Genomic DNA, 20,016 nt, shown 5'->3' on the forward strand with positions numbered 1-20,016 from the left:
AGGATTATTTTAATTCCCCTTTACAATTTACCACAAATAATCAAATAGTTTGGCTTTTGATTTAGATTTGGATTTTGCTTTTGCTGTTGCATCTGCATCTGCATCTGCTTTTGCTTTTGCAATGTTAAAGTTAACATTGTTGTTAGTTGCAGTAGCTGTGTTATAGTTTTCGTTTACAGCCACGTTAGTGTTTGTGTTACTGCTTGATGCATCTACATTTACATACTGTATTCCTACCTGACCCTGTGCTTGCTGCTGTTTTGGGCTCAGGATGTCCCCTATTGATACTGCTGAAGCTGCTCCACTTAATGCTATTGCCATAGCAAATACAAGTAAAAACACTCCGATTTGCTTCTTCATACTATTTCACCTCCGTGTTATGCACACACCAATTGTATGCACAACTATTTATTTAGTATTACTGTAATAAAAAGTTTTCTATTATTATTACTATGGGGGGGAGGTAATTAAATACATTAAACGCACACCTAAAATTAAGAGACATAAATAAACTCATTGAAACCATGTAAAAATACCACCTCATTAAATAAGAGAGCTTAAAACAAACGCACAGCCCAAATAGTTCTAATAAGCATAGTCCAGTCTAAAATCAGAAAAACTGAAGTTAAAATTAAGCCTTTTAATTGTTTAAAATAAAAAGGGGAGGGATTATTTTAAGTATTCCCCTTTAACAAATAATCAAATAATTTGGCTTTTGATTTGGATTTTGCTTTTGCTGTTGCATTTGCTTTTGCATCTGCAGTACTGTAAGATGAAGCTATATTAAAGTTAGCATTGTTGTTAGTTGCAGTAGCTGTGTTCTCATTATAGTTTACAGCCACGTTAGTGTTTGTGTTACTGCTTGATGCATCTACATTTACATACTGTACACCTAACTGGCCCTGGTATTGCTGCTGTTTTGGGCTCAGGATGTCCCCTATTGTTGTTTGAGCTGAAGCTGCTCCACTTAATGCTATTGCCATAGCAAATACAAGTAAAAACACTCCGATTTGCTTCTTCATACTATTTCACCTCCGTGTTATGCACACACCAATTGTATGCACAACTTCTTTTTTAGTATTACTATAATAAAAAGTTTTCTGTTATTATTACTAAGGAGGAGGAACACATAATAAATGCATTAAACGCACATATAAAATTAGTTTAAAATAAAAAGGAAGGAGATTATTTTGATTCCCCTTTTACAATTTAAAACAATTTATCAAATAGTTTGGCTTTTGATTTAGATTTGGATTTTGCTTTTGCTGTTGCATCTGCATCTGCATCGGCTTTTGCTTTTGCAATGTTAAAGTTAGCATTGTTGTTAGTTGCAGTAGCTGTGTTCTCATTATAGTTTACAGCTTCGTTACAGTTAGTATTTTGGCTTGATGCATTTACATTTACATACTGTATTCCTAACTGGCCCTGTGCCTGCTGCTGTTTTGGGCTTAAGATGTCTCCTATTGATACTGCTGAAGCTGCTCCACTTAATGCTATTGCCATAGCAAATACAAGTAAAAACACTCCGATTTGTTTCTTCATATTATTTCACCTCCGTGTTATGCACATCCAATTGTATGCACAACTATTTATTTAGTATTACTGTAATAAAAAGTTTTCTATTATTATTACAGTGAGGATAGCTTAATCTAAGAATATATAAAGAATATATAAAAAAAATATTAAAAATCAGAGATGGTTTTTGCAGTTACGAATGCAATTTGTAAACATCGAAAATTTACAATTTTTGAAAGTCCTGCAGGCCCCTCCTGTAATTTACTGGTTTGAAATAGATTAAGATTCAGCAGGAATTGTAAAGTAGAACCTGGAGCCTATTTCTGGCTCAGATTCAACCCATATACGTCCACCATGGCGCTCAACTATTTTTTTGCTAATTGAAAGGCCAATACCCGCTCCATCGTATCCATTTTCTGGATTTAACTTTTTAAATATGTTAAAAACTTTTTTAAGGTCCTTTTCTTCAATGCCAATACCATTGTCCTCTACCTGGAACACATACTCACTGTTTTCTTCATCTAAATATGCTGAAATGTGAATTTGAAGATTTTTTTGAGGATTTTTAAAGTTAACCGCATTTTTTAAAAGGTTCTGGAATAGCTGCAGGATCTGACCTGAATCTGCCATTATTTTAGGCAGGTCATCATGTGTGATTTTAGCTCTATACCCCTCAAGAGAGGCATTGAGATTAGAGATAGCATAATCGAGAATTTCTTCAGTTTCAGTTAATTTAAATTCTTTCCCGCGTGATTCTACTCTTGAGTATTCTAAAAGACCTACAATCTTTTTATTTAAACTGTTTACTGCTTCTAAAGCGTAATCTATAAATTCATCAGTATCTTCATCGATTTTCCCCCGGTAACGTTTTGCTAAAATATTATTGAAGATTTTAATAGCCATCACAGGCTCCTGTAATTTGTAAGCTGCTGTTTCTGCAAATTTATCCAGTTCTTCATTTGCTTTTATTAAATCATTTAGTTGTTTAAGCAGTTCTTCATTTAATTCTTGAAGATCTTCTTTGAGTATTTTCAATTCTGATATTTCATGATTCAAATTTTCAATTTCTGATTTTTGGGTTATAACAATTTCTGAAGACTTAGAACCTGTTTTTTCTAATTCTATGATTTCCTGATTTAAATTTTCAATTTCTAATTCTCTTTTTGAAATAATTTCTTCTTTTTCACTGGCATCATTTTCTAATTCAGTAATACGATGATTTAAATGGTTTATTTCAGATAACTTGTTGGATAAAATACGTTCGGAATTATTACGAGCTTTTTTTAATTCTAATACCTGTCTGTATAATTTTTCTATTTCAGGATTTTGAGCATTAATTATTTCTTTAAAACCTTCATTTGCCTTTTCAAGCTCTTCAATCTTTCTATTTAATTCAACCAATTCCAGTTCTCTTTCTTTTTCTGTTTCAAGATTTTCAACTAAAATTTCGGATGCACGCTTTTCAACCATTTCGTCAATGAAATCACTCTGTTCTTTTTGAATTTCTTCTTCGCTACGTTTATATTCTGTAACATCAGTTAAACTTAATATTATTGAACTAACTTCTCCACTATCATCTTTTACAGGCTGTATGGCCCAATCCCAGAAGCTTATACCTGATATTGGATGATTCAAAGGTTTAGAATATGCAAAATATGGTTCCCCAGTTTCTGTCACATTTTTAAAAATTGATTCATCTCCTTCTGGATATAATTCAAAGTGGTTTTTACCGACAAAAAAATCAGGAGTCTTATTGTGTTTTTCTGCGTAAGCCCTGTTAACTTTTATAAAATTAAAATTGTTGTCCATGTATGCTATCAAAAAATGAGTGTTGTTAAAAATGGTCTCAAACATTTTTCCATTCTCTACTTTATCATTTATTGGGTTCATGGTTCCTCCAGCTTAAATAAAGCAAAATAATAATTTCAATCTAATAATAAATTGATCTTATACTATATATAAATTTATAAATTTTTGGGGGCTGTAAGCTACAGGGTGCTGGATGCAACATTAATTTTTTGTGAGTCACTTTAGCAGAAATTTATTAACTATATCATTATAAATATAATATTAAAAAATTTGTCATTTATCATTTTGTTTAATCTGTTTTGGGCTGTTATTATGACCATAGAAGAGCGTATACAGGAATGCCAGGAGGCAATTGAGAAGTTAGAAGGTAAAAAAATAATTGATGTTAAATTTAAACCATACAATCACGATTGCTGGAGGCTTTATTTAACTACAGATAAAGGAAAACTTGTCATGACATTCTGTAAAGATTGGGAATGTCCAGTTATTGAATACAGGCAATAAATGTGGGGATTTGGCGTGGATAATTCAAGATATCTTTTTGATCACCTGGATGAGTTAAATGAATTTAAAAATGATCCAGATACTGCAATAATTACTGATATTGATGGGACAATCAGTGAAATTGCACCAACACCCATGGAAGCCGTGGTAAAACCTGAGATAAGAGATATAATTGAAAAAATTGCAGATAAATTTAAATTTACAGGAGTAATGACTGGTAGAAGTATAAATAATGCCATGGAAATGGTAGGATCTAAAAAAATTATTTATATTGGAAATCACGGCTTGGAACAGTACAAAAACGGAAAAATAAGCATAGAACCTGAGGTTAAACAGTATATTCCAGTCATAAAAAAACTTGCAAAAGAGATTCAAAAAAAATTAAAGGATTATGAATGTATTTTATTTCAGGATAAAGAACTGAGCTTTACAGTCCATTACAGATTATGCAAAACAAGTGATGAAATACGCCAGAAAGCTTTAGAAATTATCCACAGTATAAAAGGTTCTAAAAGCCTTAAAATTACGGAAGGTCGTAAAGTCATTGAAATAAGGCCGCCTGTTGGACATGATAAGGGTACAGTGCTTCAAAAATTTATTTCTGACAATCATATAAAAAAAATAGTATATCTGGGGGACGATGTAACAGATGCAGATGCTTTCAATAAACTGAATGAATTAAAAAGCATCAGAAAAGCGGAGACAGTAAGTATAATGGTTGATTCAAAGGAAACGCCAGATTATGTAAAAGAAAGCGCTGACTTTTATGTTAAAAGCGTTGATGAAGTTTGTAATTTTTTTAAATGGTTTTTGGAGGGCTGACCTCATTTCCAATAAATATCCTGACCCGTGTACCTTCCTTTTTTTTCAAAATACATGCTCTAAGGGGGATAAAGTGAGAATCAATAAGAAACCTTAGGTATGTGGCGTGTTTTGCAGGTAATTTCAGCGGACTTTTTATTTTACGTGTCTTTGTACGTATCTGGCACCTTAACCTGCCATTTTTATCCACATAAATTGAAGCATCCATTCTGTTCTGGAGATCTTCCACTTCAAAACTTCTAAGATGCATTCCTGCATCGATGACATAAACTGGTTTTTCATCCCTCATTCCTTTCCTAAACATTTCATGAGCTTTGGAAGATTTAATCCCTTTATCTACACTGGATGCAACAAACCATGCCCTTTCAATCACACTTTCCACTGTCTGGTCTGGGGGAATTATCCCCCCCTGTTCGTAAGATTTAATAAGCTCAAATACTTCCATACGACTTATATTCTGTTCAACAGAGCTTATTGCAAGTCTTGTAAGAACAGGACCATATCCTGCCATTCTTAAAGATGCCCAGATCTGGTCTTCATTTCGGTATCGTCTGCCTTTAATTATCGCTTCAACAGCATCGGCATTTAAATGAGCAATATTCAGTAAATTAGGTCTGGAATATGTGTTTAACCTTTTTGTAATGGTTTCAATATCTCTTTTACCTGGAATATTTCCCTTTTTAATCTCCTTTTTAAGTATTTGCACTGTTGACTTTGGAAGAACTTCTTTCACTTCATCAGATATTTTGAAGTTGTTTTCAATTATTTTTGCCCTTATTTCCCTGCCTGAAATTTTTCCATCAAGTTTCAATTCAGGAATAATATGGAACTTCATTTTTCGCCTGTATTTTTTGTAAAGGAATTCATTAACTGCAAACCAGCGAATAACATTACGATTTGGGAGATTTCGAGGTATACCGCTGAATATTCCTTGTTTTACAAATGATGAAGCATATTTCTGGATTTTATTTGTTGAAACATCTGCTGCATCAACATAATCTGCAACCCCGTCTTCAATCATCATTGCAATACGTATAGGGACAGTGTAAGCAAGTGTCAGACGGTGGTGCAGTTTCTCAATAGGTACGACCCTGTGGGCACCAGCTTTAAGGGCCATTTCACGTCTTGCTTCATAATTTACAAAAAATGGGGCATGATTAGCGCTGTAATCCTTGTTTAGATATATAACAACTTCTCCACCTGTTTTATTTGCTATTTCTCTTCCTTTTTCTATTAATTTAACGTGTCCGTTGTGTACAGGGTCAAAATCAGCGCTAATTCCGATCATGTTTTAATTCTCCTTTTTAAAATAAACATAATTACTTAGTTTTTTCTATTTATCTATATGTCCCTGATTATTATAGGTTGAAAATTTCAATAAAATGAAATAACTTTAATACCACCAAGTACAGAATTAAATATAAATTCTTTTTGAAAAAGAAATTAAAATTCAGCAGTTCTATAGAGAAATTAAAAGTATGGAGAAGACTTAAAATGGTTTCTGCAAAGTTTTATGAAAAATTAATGAAAATTTCCAAGGTAATGGAAGAAAAAGGCGATGGGATCAGTTATATTCGAAATGAAAAAGATAGCTACACCATTGGAACTCGAAAATACAGTGAAGAAATAGCAAAATATCTTGACGAGATAGTTGGAGAATGGGAGGGCAGTGAAGCCAACGTTAAAAAAAGAAAAAAGAAAGGAAGAAAAGAGGAAGCACCTAAAAAAGTGGGTTATCTCTGGAAAATTCCAGTTTCAGAAAGCAAGTGATAGGGATCAGGAAAACAGATTGAATAATTTATCTAACTAAATTTGTGGTGGAGCGAACTCTATCAGAAAATTTAACATCCCCCATCCACCTGTATTTACATTCACACTCAAATTCCTCTGGAATACTCTGTTTAAGATTGGATTCAATTATCAAATCTTTAAACTTCCTGTTACACTTTTTACAGTTAAAAGGTCCTCTACGAGTTCCAAAACCAGAAGTGTCCATTATTACGGGAATTTTAACTTTATTTCGAACCCTTCTTATAATTTCAAGTATACTCCATATCCATGGAGGTTGATAGGAACCTCTGCGCCATAAAAACTCCATAAGGGTCCCTTTATGGATTGTTGCCGGGCAAAAAGATATTCTATCAACACCAATTTTTTCTGCATATTGCGCTGAAGCAACAGCATCTTCAATAGCTTCTTTTTCAGAGGTTAAAATTGGTTTAACAAAAAGGTAAGCTTTAGATGTAATTTTGTAATCTGGTTTCAATTTTTTAATAAGATTAATGGCCCTTTCAAAGTCTTTGTTTAAAAATCCTTTGTTAATTTTATATTTTTTAATATAGTCACTGCTGCTTTCAAGGCCGATGCTTACTTCAAATACTTTATCCTGCAAGAGACTGCAACATTCTTTAAGCACCTTTTCCCTAACAAACTCTGGACGAGATTCAATTACAATTTCTTCAATATTTTCTTCATTATTCAGGATTTTAAGTATCTCATTACGGGCTTTTTCAGGTAATTCCTCTTCGTTAAGAAAACTTCCGGATACAAAAATTTTAACCACAGTTTTTGGCTTAATGTCATGCCTTCCAATAAGTTCTTTAAATATATCAATTAGTTCATGAGAAGAAACTTTTTCAAGGGGTGAATCTGCAATATAACTGCACATGGAGCATCCACCAGACTCTGATAGTGCGTGGGCACATCCTGAAGTTGGTAAAATTATAAAGATAGCATTTCCTATTCCAGAATAGAGCAGATCCTTTGAGGACCAGGAGGCAGATAATTCTGCAGGGGATTTTTTATCCATGCTTTTAATGGCATTTTTCCTAATATCTTTCATTAAATCCTGTATTTCCATAATTTCACTATATCTTTAATTTTTCAACCAAAACAAGTTTAGATTTGCTAATTTTTATTATGTAGAAGTGTGGTATTAAATCTGTTTATGTTAATAGAATTCAAAAACAGGGATAATGACTTAAAAATAAAACCTGCAAACACTGTCAAAATTTTCAATTTTGACTGGCGAATCGAAGCTTTAGAAAAATGCAGAGCATTTTTCTACGCATAAAAAATCTTCGATTTTTTAATGATTCGCACACAATGTGTTTGAGGTACCAAAAAAGAAGTTTGGAGAAATTAGAATGAGCTAATTACCTCTCCTAATAATTTTATGGATTTTTCCTTATCAGGACCAATTGGAGAGCCTGCTACATACTGAGTTACACTCATTTCTCCGAGAGCCTCTATTTTTGGTATGATGTCGTCAGGAGTTCCTACAACAGAGAATGCTTCCATTAAAGCGTCGTCTACAGCACCAATTGCGCCACCGAAGTCGCCTTTACCTAAGAATTCCCCAAATTTAGAACCTGTATCTGCAGGTAGGCCGTGTCTTTCAAATACTGGTGGTGGTGAACCTGCTGCAATGAAAGCAACCACAATTTTTGCTGCGCCAGCAGCTTTACCAGCGTCATCATCAATAGAACAGCAGGTATATGCGGCAACGTCGACATCGGTTAATGATTTTCCAGCTGCTTCTGCTCCTTCTTTTATGAGTGGAACAGCAGCTTCAAAGTCTTTTGGGTTTGATGCGTTAATTAATGCACCATCTGAGATTTCACCAGCGGTTTTAAGCATCATTGGACCCTGTGCACCCATATAAACTGGAATTTTTTCCTGGACAGCTTTGGTACCCATTAGGCTTGCACCACTTTCTGTTTTTCCACCAGACATTAAGGTTTCCATCACAGCAATAGCGCTTCTAATGGTACTAACAGGCTTGGTCCATTCGATTCCAAGAGCGTCGAAGGTTGCCTTGTCACCAGGGCCTATACCTAAAATAGCTCTTCCATTGGAGAGTTCGTCCAGTGTAGTTATTGCAGAAGCTGTTATAGCAGGACTTCTTACATAGGGATTGGTTACACCAGGACCCATTTTTATGGTCTCAGTTCCAGCTGCAATTAAGGCCAGGGTTTCATATACGTTCTTGTTGTTGTAGTGGTCTGTAATCCACGCGTATTCAAAACCTACGTCTTCAGCTAATTTTACTAATTTAACTATTTTTTCAATAGGTTCATTTGGAACAAATTCAATACCAAACTTCATAGTTTATCACCATTTTAAAGTTTATCTGGAGTATAAAAATACTTTGTGTTTTAATTGTAATCGAAAGGTATAAATAAGGGATTTAAACCCACATCTTTTGATTTGTAAAAATCCGCTAATAGATTTTATGATGCATTGAGCTTGAAAATTGCAGCAAGAGTTTGATTTATTAGTTTTAATGTACAAGATATTAAAATGATAGAAATTCATGGATTAATTAATATGTATAGATTAATAATTAATAATAGGTTGAAAAGATGAAAATAGATAAATTAAATGAAAAATGTCCTGAATGTGGATGTAAAGATAAAACAATTAAAAGAGATATAGAGCCAGCGTATCATTCTCGTGCAACAACAGGGGCAATTATCTGCTCTAAGTGCGGTTATGTTTTCAAATCAGCCAGAGATGAAAAATGTGATGAAGAAGAATAACTTATTTAACCTTTACCTGTTAAATCAATTATTTTTATGGCGGGAATATAATTAATTGAAATTTTTATATAAATCAGCATCTCTATTAAAAATACAGGGAAAAGTTAAATTAATCACTATTAAATAAATAGAATTTAACGCACCTTTCAAGTATATAAGCGTTGATTTAAAAAATAAGAAATACACAAGGGATAAAAATGATAGTAAAGGAATGGTGTATGTACTGTGGAGAATGTGCTGGCGTATGTCCACGCTGCCTCATTGAAGTAGGCGAGACAAACATAACTTTTGATGAAAGCTCATGTAAAGACTGTAAAATATGCGTGCAGGTATGTCCAGTACGTGCTTTAGAAAAATAGGAATTATGCTAAGGTGAATTTAATGTTTATAGAAACTGATGTTTTAGTGGTAGGAGCAGGTCCTGCAGGCTCATCTGCCGCCAAACACGCTGCACTAAATGGTGCAGAAGTGTTGATGGTTGAGAAGAAATCTGAAATAGGATCGCCTAAAAGATGTGCTGAAGGTGTATCCAAGGACGGGTTAATCAAGCTGGGGATAGAGCCAAGCAGTAGATGGGTAACTTCAGAAATTGATGGTGTACGTCTGGTATCACCTGGCGGAATAGATGTCTGGCTTACTCAGGATACTGTAAAACTTCCAGAAATGGGTTATGTTGTGGAAAGAAAGGTTTTTGACAAGTTCATGGCCATGGACGCTGCAAGAGCTGGTGCAGATATAATGATTAAGACCCTGGTTAAGGGTTTAGAGAAAAGAGATGACCATGTGATGGTTAAAGCAGAAAGAATGGGCAAAGAGATTGAAATTAAAGCAGAAATAGTGATAGGTGCTGACGGCCCAGAGTCCAGAGTTGGAAGATGGGGAGGTCTTAAAACTGCAGTTAAACCAAAATACATGGAATCAGGCGCTCAATTTGAAATGGTAGGCGTTCAAATGGAAAATCCAAATGCGCTGGAATTCTATTTTGGTAGTGTTGCTCCTGGAGGATATGCATGGATATTTCCCAAAGGAGATGACATTGCAAACGTTGGACTTGCAGTAATATCCACATTAACAGAAAAAAGCGCTTATGAACATCTTCTTGACTTTGTAAAAACATGTCCTGCCACAAAAAATGCCACAGCAGTTGAATTAAATATAGGAGGAGATCCTGTAGGTGGAATAATTAAAAAAATATCAACTGACAGGATTTTAATTGTTGGTGATGCTGCAGGTATGGTAAATCCTTTAACTGGTGGTGGAATAATAAGTGGTATGCAGGGAGGACTCATTGCAGGTGAAATTGCTGCAGCAGCAGTAAAAGAAGGAGATACATCTGAAAAAAGACTTTCCATGTACGACAAACGATGTGAAAAGGAAATCGGTGATTCATTTAATAAATATATGAAGTCCAGAGAATATCTTGAAAGCTTATCTGATAGGGAACTTGATTTAATTGCAAAAGCATTTAATGAAACTGAATTTGAGAGAATAAGCACTGCAGAGCTTCTTAAAATGCTGGTTAAAGTTTCGCCTAAAGCCTTATTAAAGCTTGGAAAATTATTTTAAGTATGCAGGGCATCGGATATTTTTCAATCTCTAAAAATTCTTTTTTTAAAATAAAATAACTAAAATACATGAAAAGAAGAATATCATGGCTATTTGATGATATGCCCTATCTGCAATATAAATCATTTCTTCCTTTTTTGTAAAAAGGGAGAGATAGAGAGGTATTGTAGCTAAAAATGCAGGTACAATGGCAACTGCAAACTGAACCCAGTTCATATCTCCGCTTAGCAATATATAAATTAAGAATATAGTGGATATTCCTCCAATAATGCTTGCTGCTACTGTTTTTGATTTATACATGGTATATGTGGCCATACCTGCAAGATACATGAATATATAAACACTTATTGGGACTATTAGTATATTACCTAATAATACAGCACAGGAACTAATTCTAAGCACAGTATTTGTTGCAGTACTTGTAAAAGGTGCGAATATAGTTTCTTTAAGTCTAACAGGAGGTAATGTATAGACTAACTGATTTAAAAGCATTAAACCCAAAATTATGGTAAATCCAGGGCTTAAAATTGCTAATGAAGTTATAAAAACTGCAATGATCAAAATTCCGCAAAATAATGCAATCCATTTTTTGTCAATATTTTCATTAATAAATGCCCTATTCCTTTTAGAATAATCTATACAGTCAATTTCAATATCTGTAAGGTCGTTAAGGCTGTATAATGCCCCCCAAAGCACAGAAACCAGTAAAAGACCTTCCAGTATTTCCAGAGGATTGTTGATACTCATACTGGAAAAATAAGCGTACGTAAGGGCAAGCAAATATGCATTGACGTTTTTAGATGCCCATGAGATCCTTGTGGATTTAATAAGAGTTTTTATCATTAACTGTCCTCATAAGGATTTTAAAAATACATCCTGCTTATCTTCGGGTTTAGTGTAATTTATCCAATTAGATTAGTTTATTTTTCAAGTGCATGGCATATAAATCTTGGTTTAGATCCGTATTTTTCTATGTATTCTTTGATATTTTGGGGATGGGCATCTTCAATGTGCATCTTAACAATTTCAACTGTTTCATTTTCTGAATATGATATTTCCACGACTTGGAAGAATAATTTAAGGACTGCAAGGACTATTTTTGAAAAAAATCCAAAATCAGTGAATATGTCATATTTTTTATCTTTTATGCAGATTCTCCAGGCGGTTTGGAGTATTATATTCATATTTTTAAAGCACTTCCTGTTTTTAAAATATTCCATTATACAGAGAAAATAGAAATAAAAAGAACGAAAACCAGTTTTATCTGTCCACTGGCTGAACCCCACTTTTTCAGAATTTAAATTATGGGAGTCGTGAAAACTATCTGCAATCAAAACAGCGTCAAATTCCGATAATTTTTTATAAATATCTTCTTTTAAACTGAGTCCTAAATCACTGGCCAGACCCTCAAAAATCTTATTAAAAACTTCTTTTGAACTTTCATCTCCAGATTTTAAGCCAAATTTAACATCATAAACATTTAAATCAGTTTCCTGGATTGCCTGAAAAATATTTGTAGATTTACCGGTGCCCGGGGCCCCTATTATATGTACAATATTACCTTTTTTTGTTTTTAAGGTTTTAAATTGTTTATAGAGTTTTTTATAGCAATCTGTAATTAAAAATACTCTGTTATCCTGGACACAGTTTACCTTGTATTTATCCATATCACTATTTTCATTTTTAAAGTATATAAACATTGAAAGATGATTTGCTGTAAAAACGCTCGTTTAAATTCCAGAATTTAAAACTAATTAACTAGAGAGCATAATGATAATTTAATGATAACTTATTAGAATATTTTATCATACTTCAGGATCATAGTTATTTGTAAAAATACGTGAGGTTTTCAAATGGTAAAATACAGGTGTGTGGTATGTAATTACGTATTTGATGAAAAAATAGAAGGAAAAAAGTTTAAGGATTTACCTGATGACTGGAAATGCCCTTTATGCAATGTATCTAAAGACATGTTTGTTCCATTAAAAGAAAAAGCTGAAGAAGCTCCAAAGTTGGTAGGAAAAACTGTATCTGATGTACTGGTTGATCAATTGGTTGAATGGGGTGTCAAATATGTTTTTGGAATGCCTGGAACGTCAGTTTTAGGAATCATTGAATCTATAAGGAAAAATGATAAAATAAAATATATTCAGGTAAGGCATGAAGAGACGGCAGCTTTTATGGCATCAGCTTACGGCAAACTCACAGGACATGTTGCTGTATGTCTTACAATAGCAGGACCAGGATCAACAAATTTAGCAACAGGGCTGTATGATGCCATGCTGGATCACTCGCCAGTTCTGGCAATAACCGGTATTGTAAAAAGACAGATAATTGGTCCTGGTTCTTTCCAGGAGATTGACCAGTATTCCTTTTTTAGACCAGTGTCAGTGTTTGATAAAATTTTAATGTCCAGAAAACAAACTGTACCGCTTGTAACTCTTGCATTAAAGCATGCAATTATAGATGGAGGTGTTTCTCATATTGGAATTCCAGTTGATCTTCAAAACAGTCTGCATGATGCAGAAACACTTCCATTTGAAGGAAACTTTCCCAATAATTCAATTTCACAGCCTGAAATTATGGTTAAAAAAGCAGCCCGCATAATAGATGAATCCCATAGACCGGTGATAATTACAGGTTTTGGGGCAATGGGACAGGGTGATAATATAATAGAGATTGCAGATAAAATTTCAGCACCTGTTGTTTCAACATTTCGGGGAAAAGGAGTAATTAATGAATATCACAGGCTTTATGTTGGAAGTCATGGGGGGATTGGTTCATCTGCTGCAGCCAAACTGGTTAAGGATTCTGATCTTTTAATTGTGATAGGATGTTCCTTTTCTGACCAGACAATGCTTCCAGAAAAAAGGATGGTGCAGATTGACATAAATCCCATGATGATAGCAAAAAGGCACCCTGTGGAGGCGGGTCTTTTTGGAAATTCATCGGTTTTGGTACCTGAATTAAAAGAAAAGGTTAAAGAAAATAAAAAAGGAGACTATTTAGATGAAATAAGGAATTTAAAACAGGAATGGCTGGATTTACTTCAAAAAGAAGCTGATTCAACAAAAACACCCATACGCCCTCAATACATTGTAAAGGTTCTGAATGAAAAGATTGCAGATGATGCCATAATAACTCTGGATGTTGGAGATAATGGCTGGTGGTTTGGAAGGAATTTCTTGATGAAAAAGACTCAAAAAATGATATTTTCAGGTTATCTTGGTTCAATGGCATTTTCATTACCTGCAGCCATAGCAGCACAGCTTATATATCCTGAAAGACAGGTAATATGCACTGCTGGAGACGGTGGATTTTCAATGCTTATGGCTGATTTTATGACCGCTGTAAAAAATGAACTGCCAATCAAGGTATTTATTTTCAATAACAGTGAATTAGCCATGATTCGGCAGGAACAGCTTATGGAAAATTATCCAAATTATGAAACAAAATTGCACAGCTTTGATTTTGCAGAATATGCAAGGAATTGTGGTGGAGTAGGGATAAAAGTTGAAACCCCAGAGGAATTAGAAGAAGCAGTTGATGAAGCGCTTGAATTAAATAAACCGGTTATTGTTGATATTAATACAGATCCACTAAGATTTGTATGAATCCAGAGATTTTATATTTAATCAATAAGATTTCGAAAATCTAAAAAACTTATATAAAACTGCTGCAGATATTAGACCATGGAACATTCTGCAAAAATTGGAAGAAAAATTGAGGATTCAAAAAAAAATCAGAAGAAGTGTGCGTGTCCATACTGTCCAAGTTATCCTCATGATTGTAAGGGAGATGTTCTTTACTGTGCCCGGGGTAAAAGTCAATGTGATATCCGGCCAGAGGGATGTATATGCAATACATGCCCTATTTACTATGAATATGGGCTAAAGGGAATTTATTTCTGCAATAAAGATGAAGTTGGGCCGAATAAGATATCCATGCGTAAAAAAAAGTCTTATGAGAGCGATTCAGTTTATGAAAGCATGGTGAATATCAAGGAAACAGCAGCTACAGGTAAAAGCATCATTTCTTCAATGGGGTCACTTAAAAAAATACCTTTTTCACTGAATAACCTTCATTTTGTGCCTGCTCAGGTAAATAAAATACCTTTAAATTTTGAAGATGAGGTTAAAACTGAAGTTGTAATAGGGCCTGCCTCTAAAAAACCTTTTGAAATTTCATCACCCCTTATGATTTCAGGGATGAGTTTTGGGGCTGTATCACGAAATGTAAGGCTTGTTATTGCAAAAACAGCAAAAAAACTTAAAATTGGATTTAATTCTGGTGAAGGAGGTATACTTCCAGAAGAAAAGGAAATAGCCGGAAATCAGATGATTGTGCAGTATTCAACAGGGAGATTTGGAATCAGTGAAAAAATACTTGAATCAGCTTCTGCGGTGGAAATTCGTTTTGGTCAGGGCGCTTATCCTGGTAAAGGCAGTTTTTTACCTGCAGATAAAATTACGAATGAAATTGCAGAGATAAGGGATATTAAAATGGGAGAATCAGCTTATTCTCCGGCGAATCATTTTGATATGAAAAGTCCTGGAGAAATCAGGGATAAAGTGAATGAGCTTGGAAAGATTACGCGTGGTGCTCCAATAGGAGCAAAAATTGGATGCGGTAATATTGAAAAAGATTTAGAAATTCTTGTAGATTCAAAAGTGGATTTTATAGCGCTTGATGGATTTGGAGGAGCTACAGGAGCAACGGATCGTTATGTAAGGGAGAATATGGGTATTCCTATTACTGCCGCACTTCCAAGAGCTTACAGATATCTTAAAGAGCTCGAAGTTAAAGACAGTATATCCTTAATTGCAGGCGGACGACTCATTGATTCTGCAGACTTTGCTAAATGCCTTGCTTTAGGTGCAGATGCAATATATACTGGAACCTCGGCACTTATAGCCATGGGGTGTGAGCAGTACAGAATTTGCTACACTGGAATGTGCCCTACAGGAATTACAACTCAAAAATCACAGTTAATGAATCAATTAGACGTTGATGAAGGAGTTAAAAAACTTACTAACTTTATAAATGTGTCTAATAACGAAGTTGCCAATTTAACACGTATCGTTGGCAAAAACGACGTGAAAACTTTAGATAAAGATGATCTGGTGTCAATGGATAAAGATCTGTCTTCTATTACTGGTGTTAAATGGGTTAACGGCAAATACCAGTAAATATATTTAATTTGAGGAAACATCATGAAAGTACCATGTATAACTGAAGAATCTCTATTTAGGCCTGAAGCAGTAAGGTGGAGGAAGAGATCACTGTTTTTAGAACCGATTGGTGATGCGGTGGTTATTTTGCCCTGCAGTATGAGAAAACCGTATTCATCCTCCAGATCACATATGATCTTTTCGAAGGTAACTAAAGGCATTCAGGAAGTCATATTAACTTCTCCATTTGGGATTTGCCCGCGTGAGCTGGAAAAAACATATCCTATACAATCATACGACACTTCCACAACAGGCGATTGGTCTTACGAAGAAATTAAAGTTGTAGGAGAATGTTTAAAGGAATATGTCGGTGGAAAAGAAGTAATTGCCCATGTAAGTGGTGGATACAGACAGGTTTGTGAGGACTATCTGGATGAAGCGGTTTATACATGTACCGATGGAAAAACAACATCCAGAGAATCAATTTTAAATTTGAAAAATGAAGTTCGAAAACATCCACGAATTAAGGGGAGAGTTAAGACTCTTCACATGCTCAGATCAATTGCCCGTTATCAATTTAACACAAAAAAGGCTGATGCATTCATACCTGACAGTGTTAAGATTACTGGAAGGTTTGAGAAGAGGCTGATAGCTGATGGAAAACAGATTGCAACCCTGCATCCTAAAAACGGCTTTTATTCTTTGAATCTGCACGGGGGAGAAATATTAAGAGATATTGGAGTTAAATGGGTAAAAATTGGCTTTGATCTTAAAACAAACACTCTTTTTTCTCCAGGCGTGGAGGATGCCCATGAAGACATAATCCCCAATGATGAAGTGGTCATACTGAAAGATGATGAGGTTGTAGGAGTGGGTAAAGCTGTATTAAATGGTGAAGAAATGAAAAGGGCAGTTAAGGGTGTTGCGGTAAAAATAAGGCATAGAAAGAAGAATAAATGATTTAGAGGTTTTAGCTCAGTAATTGATTTTAATTTAAAAATCATAACTCATGAATATTCATTAACTTTCAACCCAAAATATAAATAGCTTTAAAGGTATACAATAAAAATGATTAGCAATGCCCCTATTTTTGAATAAAAATATTTAATGAAACAAGTTTTAACAGGGGCAAAATTAATAGAAATTTAACTTCATTAATTTTGAGGAGATATTATGAGAGAAGAATTGGTAAAAAAAGTGAAAGATTCATTATCAACAGTAGCTGACCCTCACATGGGCATCAGCATAGTAGAAATGGGAATTGTTCAAAACATTGAAATAGTAGAAAATGAAGGAACAGTTGCAAAGGTAACAATAAGACCAACAAATCCAGGGTGCATGAGTGCAGCAAACATTGCAATGAGTGCAAAAATTGCTGCGGAGAAAGTAGAAGAGATAGACAAGGCTGAAATCATTGTTGAAGGTCATATGATGGCCGATGCTATCTGTGAAATGGTCAATAAATAGGCAACCGGTGAATATGGAACTACCTTGGAACACTGTTGTGGTTACAGGCGTTCCTGGTGTTGGTAAAACATCACTCTGTAAAAAAGTATCTGATGATTTAGGCTATAATTACATAAATTATGGAGATCTGATGCTTTCTATAGCTGAAAGCAAAGGTCTCGCTTCCACAGACTTTCAAATGTTCAGTCTGGATATGGATGTGCAGCATAATATCTGGAAGGGCGCTGCTTTAAAAATAAAGGATATGAACAGGGTTCTTGTGGATTTACATGGTGTTGATCAGTCTTCAATTGGATATATTGTTTCACTTCCTGCCTTGATCATTGAACCTGACGTAATTATATTGATAGAATCTTCAAAGGGCAATATACTTCAAAGAAGAAGTAAAGATAGCAAAGAAAGAATAATTGACACTGTAAAAAGCTTAAAAGAACATATGGATATTTTAAAAGTTACAATGGCTTCATGTTCTGCAATAATCGGATGTAACTTAATAATATTAAAAAATGATGATTTTAAGGCCTGTCTGGAAGATATGAAAAATATTTTAGGCGGTAAACTGTTTTAAGCATCTGGAGAGGTTAATTTCACTCCAAAAAGTTGGGGAATGCACCAGGCACAGGGCAACTGGCAGCCCATCATGAGCAAAGCTTATATATGATGAAGTCTAAATCTTGAAACTACCTTTTTACAGGTTTTGAAATGTTTAGACCAGCCAATTAATATTTACATTTCAATTAATTGATGGGGGCCCGTGGCTCAGCTTGGTTAGAGCGCACGGCTGATAACCGTGAGGCCCTGGGTTCGAATCCCAGCGGGCCCATTAATTATTAAATTAATTATTAATTTTTATTATTTAATGAATGATTAAATCTTTGAAAATAAAGTGCTATTACAAAAAAATTTATATCTGAAATGAATACATAATATAATATGGAGCAATGTGGTAATTTAATTACCTCATTTTATTCTATTTTTTTAAAATTAGCTGTTTTTACTCGATTTTATAAATTCTTGAAGTTTCCAAATAGCATCACCAGATTTAATAGCTTTAAAAGACATTTTAACTCCATCTGGAAGATTATCTACAATTCCTGCTAAAAACAATATGGCAGCTGCATTTACAAGACATATGTCCAGTCTTGCCCTGTCAGTTTCATCGGTATTTTTACCCTTTAAAACATTAACTGCAATTTCTCTGTTTTTATCCAGATCTGACGCTGCTTTTATAAGTTCTTTATCTATCTTTTTAATTCCAAAGTCTTCTGGATAAAGCTCATCCAGTTCAATTTTATTATCATCAAGAAATGCAACCTTTGTTTTGCCGATGGTTGAAATTTCATCCATTGCAGGGTTTCCTTCTCCATCAAAACCATGGACTACCATGGCCCGTTTTACACCCAGTCTTTTAAGCACTTCAGCCATAATTTCAACATACTGTGGATCAAAAACCCCCAGTAACTGAATATCTGCACTTGCAGGCGATGTAAGAGGACCTAAAATGTTAAATACAGTTCTAATACCAAGTTCCCCTCTTACAGGCATCACGTGCTTCATTGCAGGATGGAAGTTAGGGGCGAACATAAATCCTATGCCTGATTTTTCCATACATTTTTCCACATCTTTTGCATCACAGTCTATATTGACTCCAAGAGCTTCTAAAATATCAGCACCGCCACATTTACTTGTTATACTTCTGTTACCGTGCTTTGCAACTATAACACCGCATGAAGCAGCTATAATTGCTGAAATTGTGCTTACATTAAACGTTTTTAATCTGTCGCCGCCTGTACCGCAGGTATCTACAAGTGGAACATCGATATTAGGAGAAACACTGACACTGACATCGCGCATTGCCCTTACAAAACCAGTTATTTCATCAACTGTCTCTCCTTTCATAGAAAGGGCGGTGAGAAAAGATGCTATTTGAATGTCACTTGCATTCCCACTAACTATTTGCATCATGCATTCATAAGCTTCTTTTTCATTCAGATTCTCGTATAAAACAACTTTTTTGATGCATTCAGCTATCATAACACTCCTCTTTAATTTTTGTTGCTTCCTTCAGTTCCCTTACAAAATCAGCAATCTTTTTTAACATAATTTCTTTATTCTTTAGATTTTCAGTTATCAGGTTTAATATGGCGCTTGCAACTATTGCCCCATCTGCTCCTGACTTTATAACGTCTCTAACATGCTCTGGCTTAGAAATACCAAAGCCAACGCATACTGGAAGGTCGCTGTTTGCTTTAATACGTTTTATCAGTTTAAGAGATGTATTTTTAAGTTCGCTTCTTGCACCGGTTGTTCCCATAACTGCAACCACATAAAGGAACCCGGAACATATCTCTGTAATTTTAGGCAGTCTTTCATTGCTGGTGGTTTGAGCAACCATGAAAATCTGCTGAACACCATTTGCTTTAGAGGCATAAAGCGTATCTTCTGCTTCTTCAGGGGGTAAATCTGCGGCCAAAACTGCATTTACACCGCTTTTTCTGGCAGCTTTGAAGTATTCGTCAGGACCCATCTTATAAATCAGGTTGTAGTAGGTCAAAACGCCAATGGGGATATCTGTAAATTCTCTTACTCTTTTTATAAATTCAAACCCTTTTTTTGTTGTC

General features: G+C 34.6%; 22 protein-coding genes and 1 tRNA gene. 12 read left to right on the top strand and 11 right to left on the bottom strand.

Features of this window, described 5'->3' with window-relative positions:
• Positions 1-27 precede the first annotated feature (27 nt).
• The 4 genes from PQ963_02610 to PQ963_02625 all read right to left on the bottom strand — a co-directional run bounded on the left by PQ963_02610 (position 28) and on the right by PQ963_02625 (position 3,405).
• Entirely contained in the window at positions 28-360 is a 333-nt protein-coding gene (locus tag PQ963_02610; GenBank protein MEN4028560.1) for a hypothetical protein, read from the bottom strand.
• 314 nt (positions 361-674) lie between these two features.
• Positions 675-1,022: a hypothetical protein gene (locus tag PQ963_02615; protein MEN4028561.1), complete on the bottom strand. Its 348-nt coding sequence runs from the start codon at positions 1,020-1,022 to the stop codon at positions 675-677.
• A 187-nt stretch (positions 1,023-1,209) separates the two neighbouring features.
• Complete coding sequence (locus PQ963_02620) at positions 1,210-1,542, bottom strand: hypothetical protein (GenBank protein ID MEN4028562.1); 333 nt, start codon at positions 1,540-1,542, stop codon at positions 1,210-1,212.
• 252 nt (positions 1,543-1,794) lie between these two features.
• Complete coding sequence (locus PQ963_02625) at positions 1,795-3,405, bottom strand: ATP-binding protein (GenBank protein MEN4028563.1); 1,611 nt, start codon at positions 3,403-3,405, stop codon at positions 1,795-1,797.
• 231 nt (positions 3,406-3,636) lie between these two features.
• Between PQ963_02625 and PQ963_02630 the strand changes: the two genes are divergently transcribed.
• Together PQ963_02630 and otsB are read left to right on the top strand one after the other, a co-directional pair.
• Positions 3,637-3,828 (top strand): hypothetical protein, encoded by a 192-nt coding sequence (locus tag PQ963_02630; GenBank protein ID MEN4028564.1) that lies wholly within the window; start codon positions 3,637-3,639, stop codon positions 3,826-3,828.
• Between the two features lie 15 nt (positions 3,829-3,843).
• Positions 3,844-4,650, top strand: a complete 807-nt coding sequence (otsB, locus tag PQ963_02635) for a trehalose-phosphatase (GenBank protein ID MEN4028565.1) — start codon at positions 3,844-3,846, stop codon at positions 4,648-4,650.
• On the opposite strand, the gene PQ963_02640 is transcribed toward otsB, so the two are convergent.
• On the bottom strand, positions 4,628-5,938 hold the full coding sequence (locus tag PQ963_02640) for an adenylyltransferase/cytidyltransferase family protein (GenBank protein ID MEN4028566.1): 1,311 nt from the start codon (positions 5,936-5,938) through the stop codon (positions 4,628-4,630). The two genes, otsB and PQ963_02640, sit on opposite strands and share 23 nt — an antisense overlap.
• A gap of 206 nt (positions 5,939-6,144) precedes the next feature.
• Here PQ963_02640 and PQ963_02645 point away from each other — a divergent pair, with 206 nt between their 5' ends.
• Positions 6,145-6,420, top strand: coding sequence for a hypothetical protein (locus tag PQ963_02645; protein ID MEN4028567.1), 276 nt, complete (start codon positions 6,145-6,147; stop codon positions 6,418-6,420).
• A 28-nt stretch (positions 6,421-6,448) separates the two neighbouring features.
• Here the strand turns inward: PQ963_02645 and PQ963_02650 are convergent, their stop codons facing one another.
• Together PQ963_02650 and mer are read right to left on the bottom strand one after the other, a co-directional pair.
• Positions 6,449-7,510, bottom strand: a complete 1,062-nt coding sequence (locus PQ963_02650; protein ID MEN4028568.1) for an archaeosine biosynthesis radical SAM protein RaSEA — start codon at positions 7,508-7,510, stop codon at positions 6,449-6,451.
• A 281-nt stretch (positions 7,511-7,791) separates the two neighbouring features.
• Positions 7,792-8,757, bottom strand: a complete 966-nt coding sequence (gene mer / locus PQ963_02655) for a 5,10-methylenetetrahydromethanopterin reductase (GenBank protein ID MEN4028569.1) — start codon at positions 8,755-8,757, stop codon at positions 7,792-7,794.
• 257 nt (positions 8,758-9,014) lie between these two features.
• Here mer and PQ963_02660 point away from each other — a divergent pair, with 257 nt between their 5' ends.
• The 3 genes from PQ963_02660 (at position 9,015) to PQ963_02670 (ending at position 10,757) form a co-directional block, all read left to right on the top strand.
• A complete protein-coding gene (locus PQ963_02660) occupies positions 9,015-9,191 on the top strand; it encodes a TIGR04165 family Cys-rich peptide (protein MEN4028570.1) in 177 nt (58 codons plus the stop codon).
• 197 nt (positions 9,192-9,388) lie between these two features.
• Entirely contained in the window at positions 9,389-9,550 is a 162-nt protein-coding gene (locus tag PQ963_02665) for a 4Fe-4S binding protein (protein MEN4028571.1), read from the top strand.
• Positions 9,551-9,572: 22 nt separating this feature from the next.
• Positions 9,573-10,757, top strand: coding sequence for an NAD(P)/FAD-dependent oxidoreductase (locus PQ963_02670; GenBank protein MEN4028572.1), 1,185 nt, complete (start codon positions 9,573-9,575; stop codon positions 10,755-10,757).
• A gap of 45 nt (positions 10,758-10,802) precedes the next feature.
• Here PQ963_02670 and PQ963_02675 read toward each other — a convergent pair whose 3' ends face one another.
• Together PQ963_02675 and PQ963_02680 are read right to left on the bottom strand one after the other, a co-directional pair.
• Positions 10,803-11,600 carry a UbiA family prenyltransferase gene (locus PQ963_02675; protein ID MEN4028573.1) on the bottom strand — a complete coding sequence of 266 codons (798 nt, stop codon included), beginning with the start codon at positions 11,598-11,600 and terminating at the stop codon, positions 10,803-10,805.
• A 77-nt stretch (positions 11,601-11,677) separates the two neighbouring features.
• Entirely contained in the window at positions 11,678-12,424 is a 747-nt protein-coding gene (locus PQ963_02680) for a hypothetical protein (GenBank protein ID MEN4028574.1), read from the bottom strand.
• Between the two features lie 186 nt (positions 12,425-12,610).
• Between PQ963_02680 and PQ963_02685 the strand changes: the two genes are divergently transcribed.
• From PQ963_02685 to PQ963_02710, 6 genes are all read left to right on the top strand, one after another.
• Positions 12,611-14,371, top strand: coding sequence for a thiamine pyrophosphate-binding protein (locus PQ963_02685; GenBank protein ID MEN4028575.1), 1,761 nt, complete (start codon positions 12,611-12,613; stop codon positions 14,369-14,371).
• Between the two features lie 78 nt (positions 14,372-14,449).
• A complete protein-coding gene (locus PQ963_02690; protein ID MEN4028576.1) occupies positions 14,450-15,946 on the top strand; it encodes a glutamate synthase-related protein in 1,497 nt (498 codons plus the stop codon).
• 24 nt (positions 15,947-15,970) lie between these two features.
• The gene (locus PQ963_02695) at positions 15,971-16,888 is read left to right on the top strand and encodes a DUF5591 domain-containing protein (GenBank protein MEN4028577.1); all 918 of its coding nucleotides are present in this window, start codon (positions 15,971-15,973) and stop codon (positions 16,886-16,888) included.
• 213 nt (positions 16,889-17,101) lie between these two features.
• Complete coding sequence (locus PQ963_02700) at positions 17,102-17,395, top strand: iron-sulfur cluster assembly protein (GenBank protein ID MEN4028578.1); 294 nt, start codon at positions 17,102-17,104, stop codon at positions 17,393-17,395.
• Positions 17,376-17,963: an AAA family ATPase gene (locus PQ963_02705; GenBank protein ID MEN4028579.1), complete on the top strand. Its 588-nt coding sequence runs from the start codon at positions 17,376-17,378 to the stop codon at positions 17,961-17,963. Before PQ963_02700 ends, PQ963_02705 begins: the two co-directional genes overlap by 20 nt.
• 180 nt (positions 17,964-18,143) lie before the next feature.
• Positions 18,144-18,218: transfer RNA gene (locus PQ963_02710), tRNA-Ile, on the top strand.
• Positions 18,219-18,379: 161 nt separating this feature from the next.
• Here PQ963_02710 and trpD read toward each other — a convergent pair.
• Both trpD and trpA read right to left on the bottom strand, forming a co-directional pair.
• Positions 18,380-19,429: an anthranilate phosphoribosyltransferase gene (trpD, locus tag PQ963_02715; protein MEN4028580.1), complete on the bottom strand. Its 1,050-nt coding sequence runs from the start codon at positions 19,427-19,429 to the stop codon at positions 18,380-18,382.
• Positions 19,419-20,016: tryptophan synthase subunit alpha (gene trpA, locus PQ963_02720; GenBank protein MEN4028581.1), on the bottom strand; the 598-nt coding region annotated here is incomplete at its 5' end. The genes trpA and trpD, both read right to left, overlap by 11 nt.

It is taken from the genome of Methanobacterium sp. (assembly GCA_039666455.1).
In the GTDB taxonomy this organism is placed as follows: domain Archaea; phylum Methanobacteriota; class Methanobacteria; order Methanobacteriales; family Methanobacteriaceae; genus Methanobacterium_D.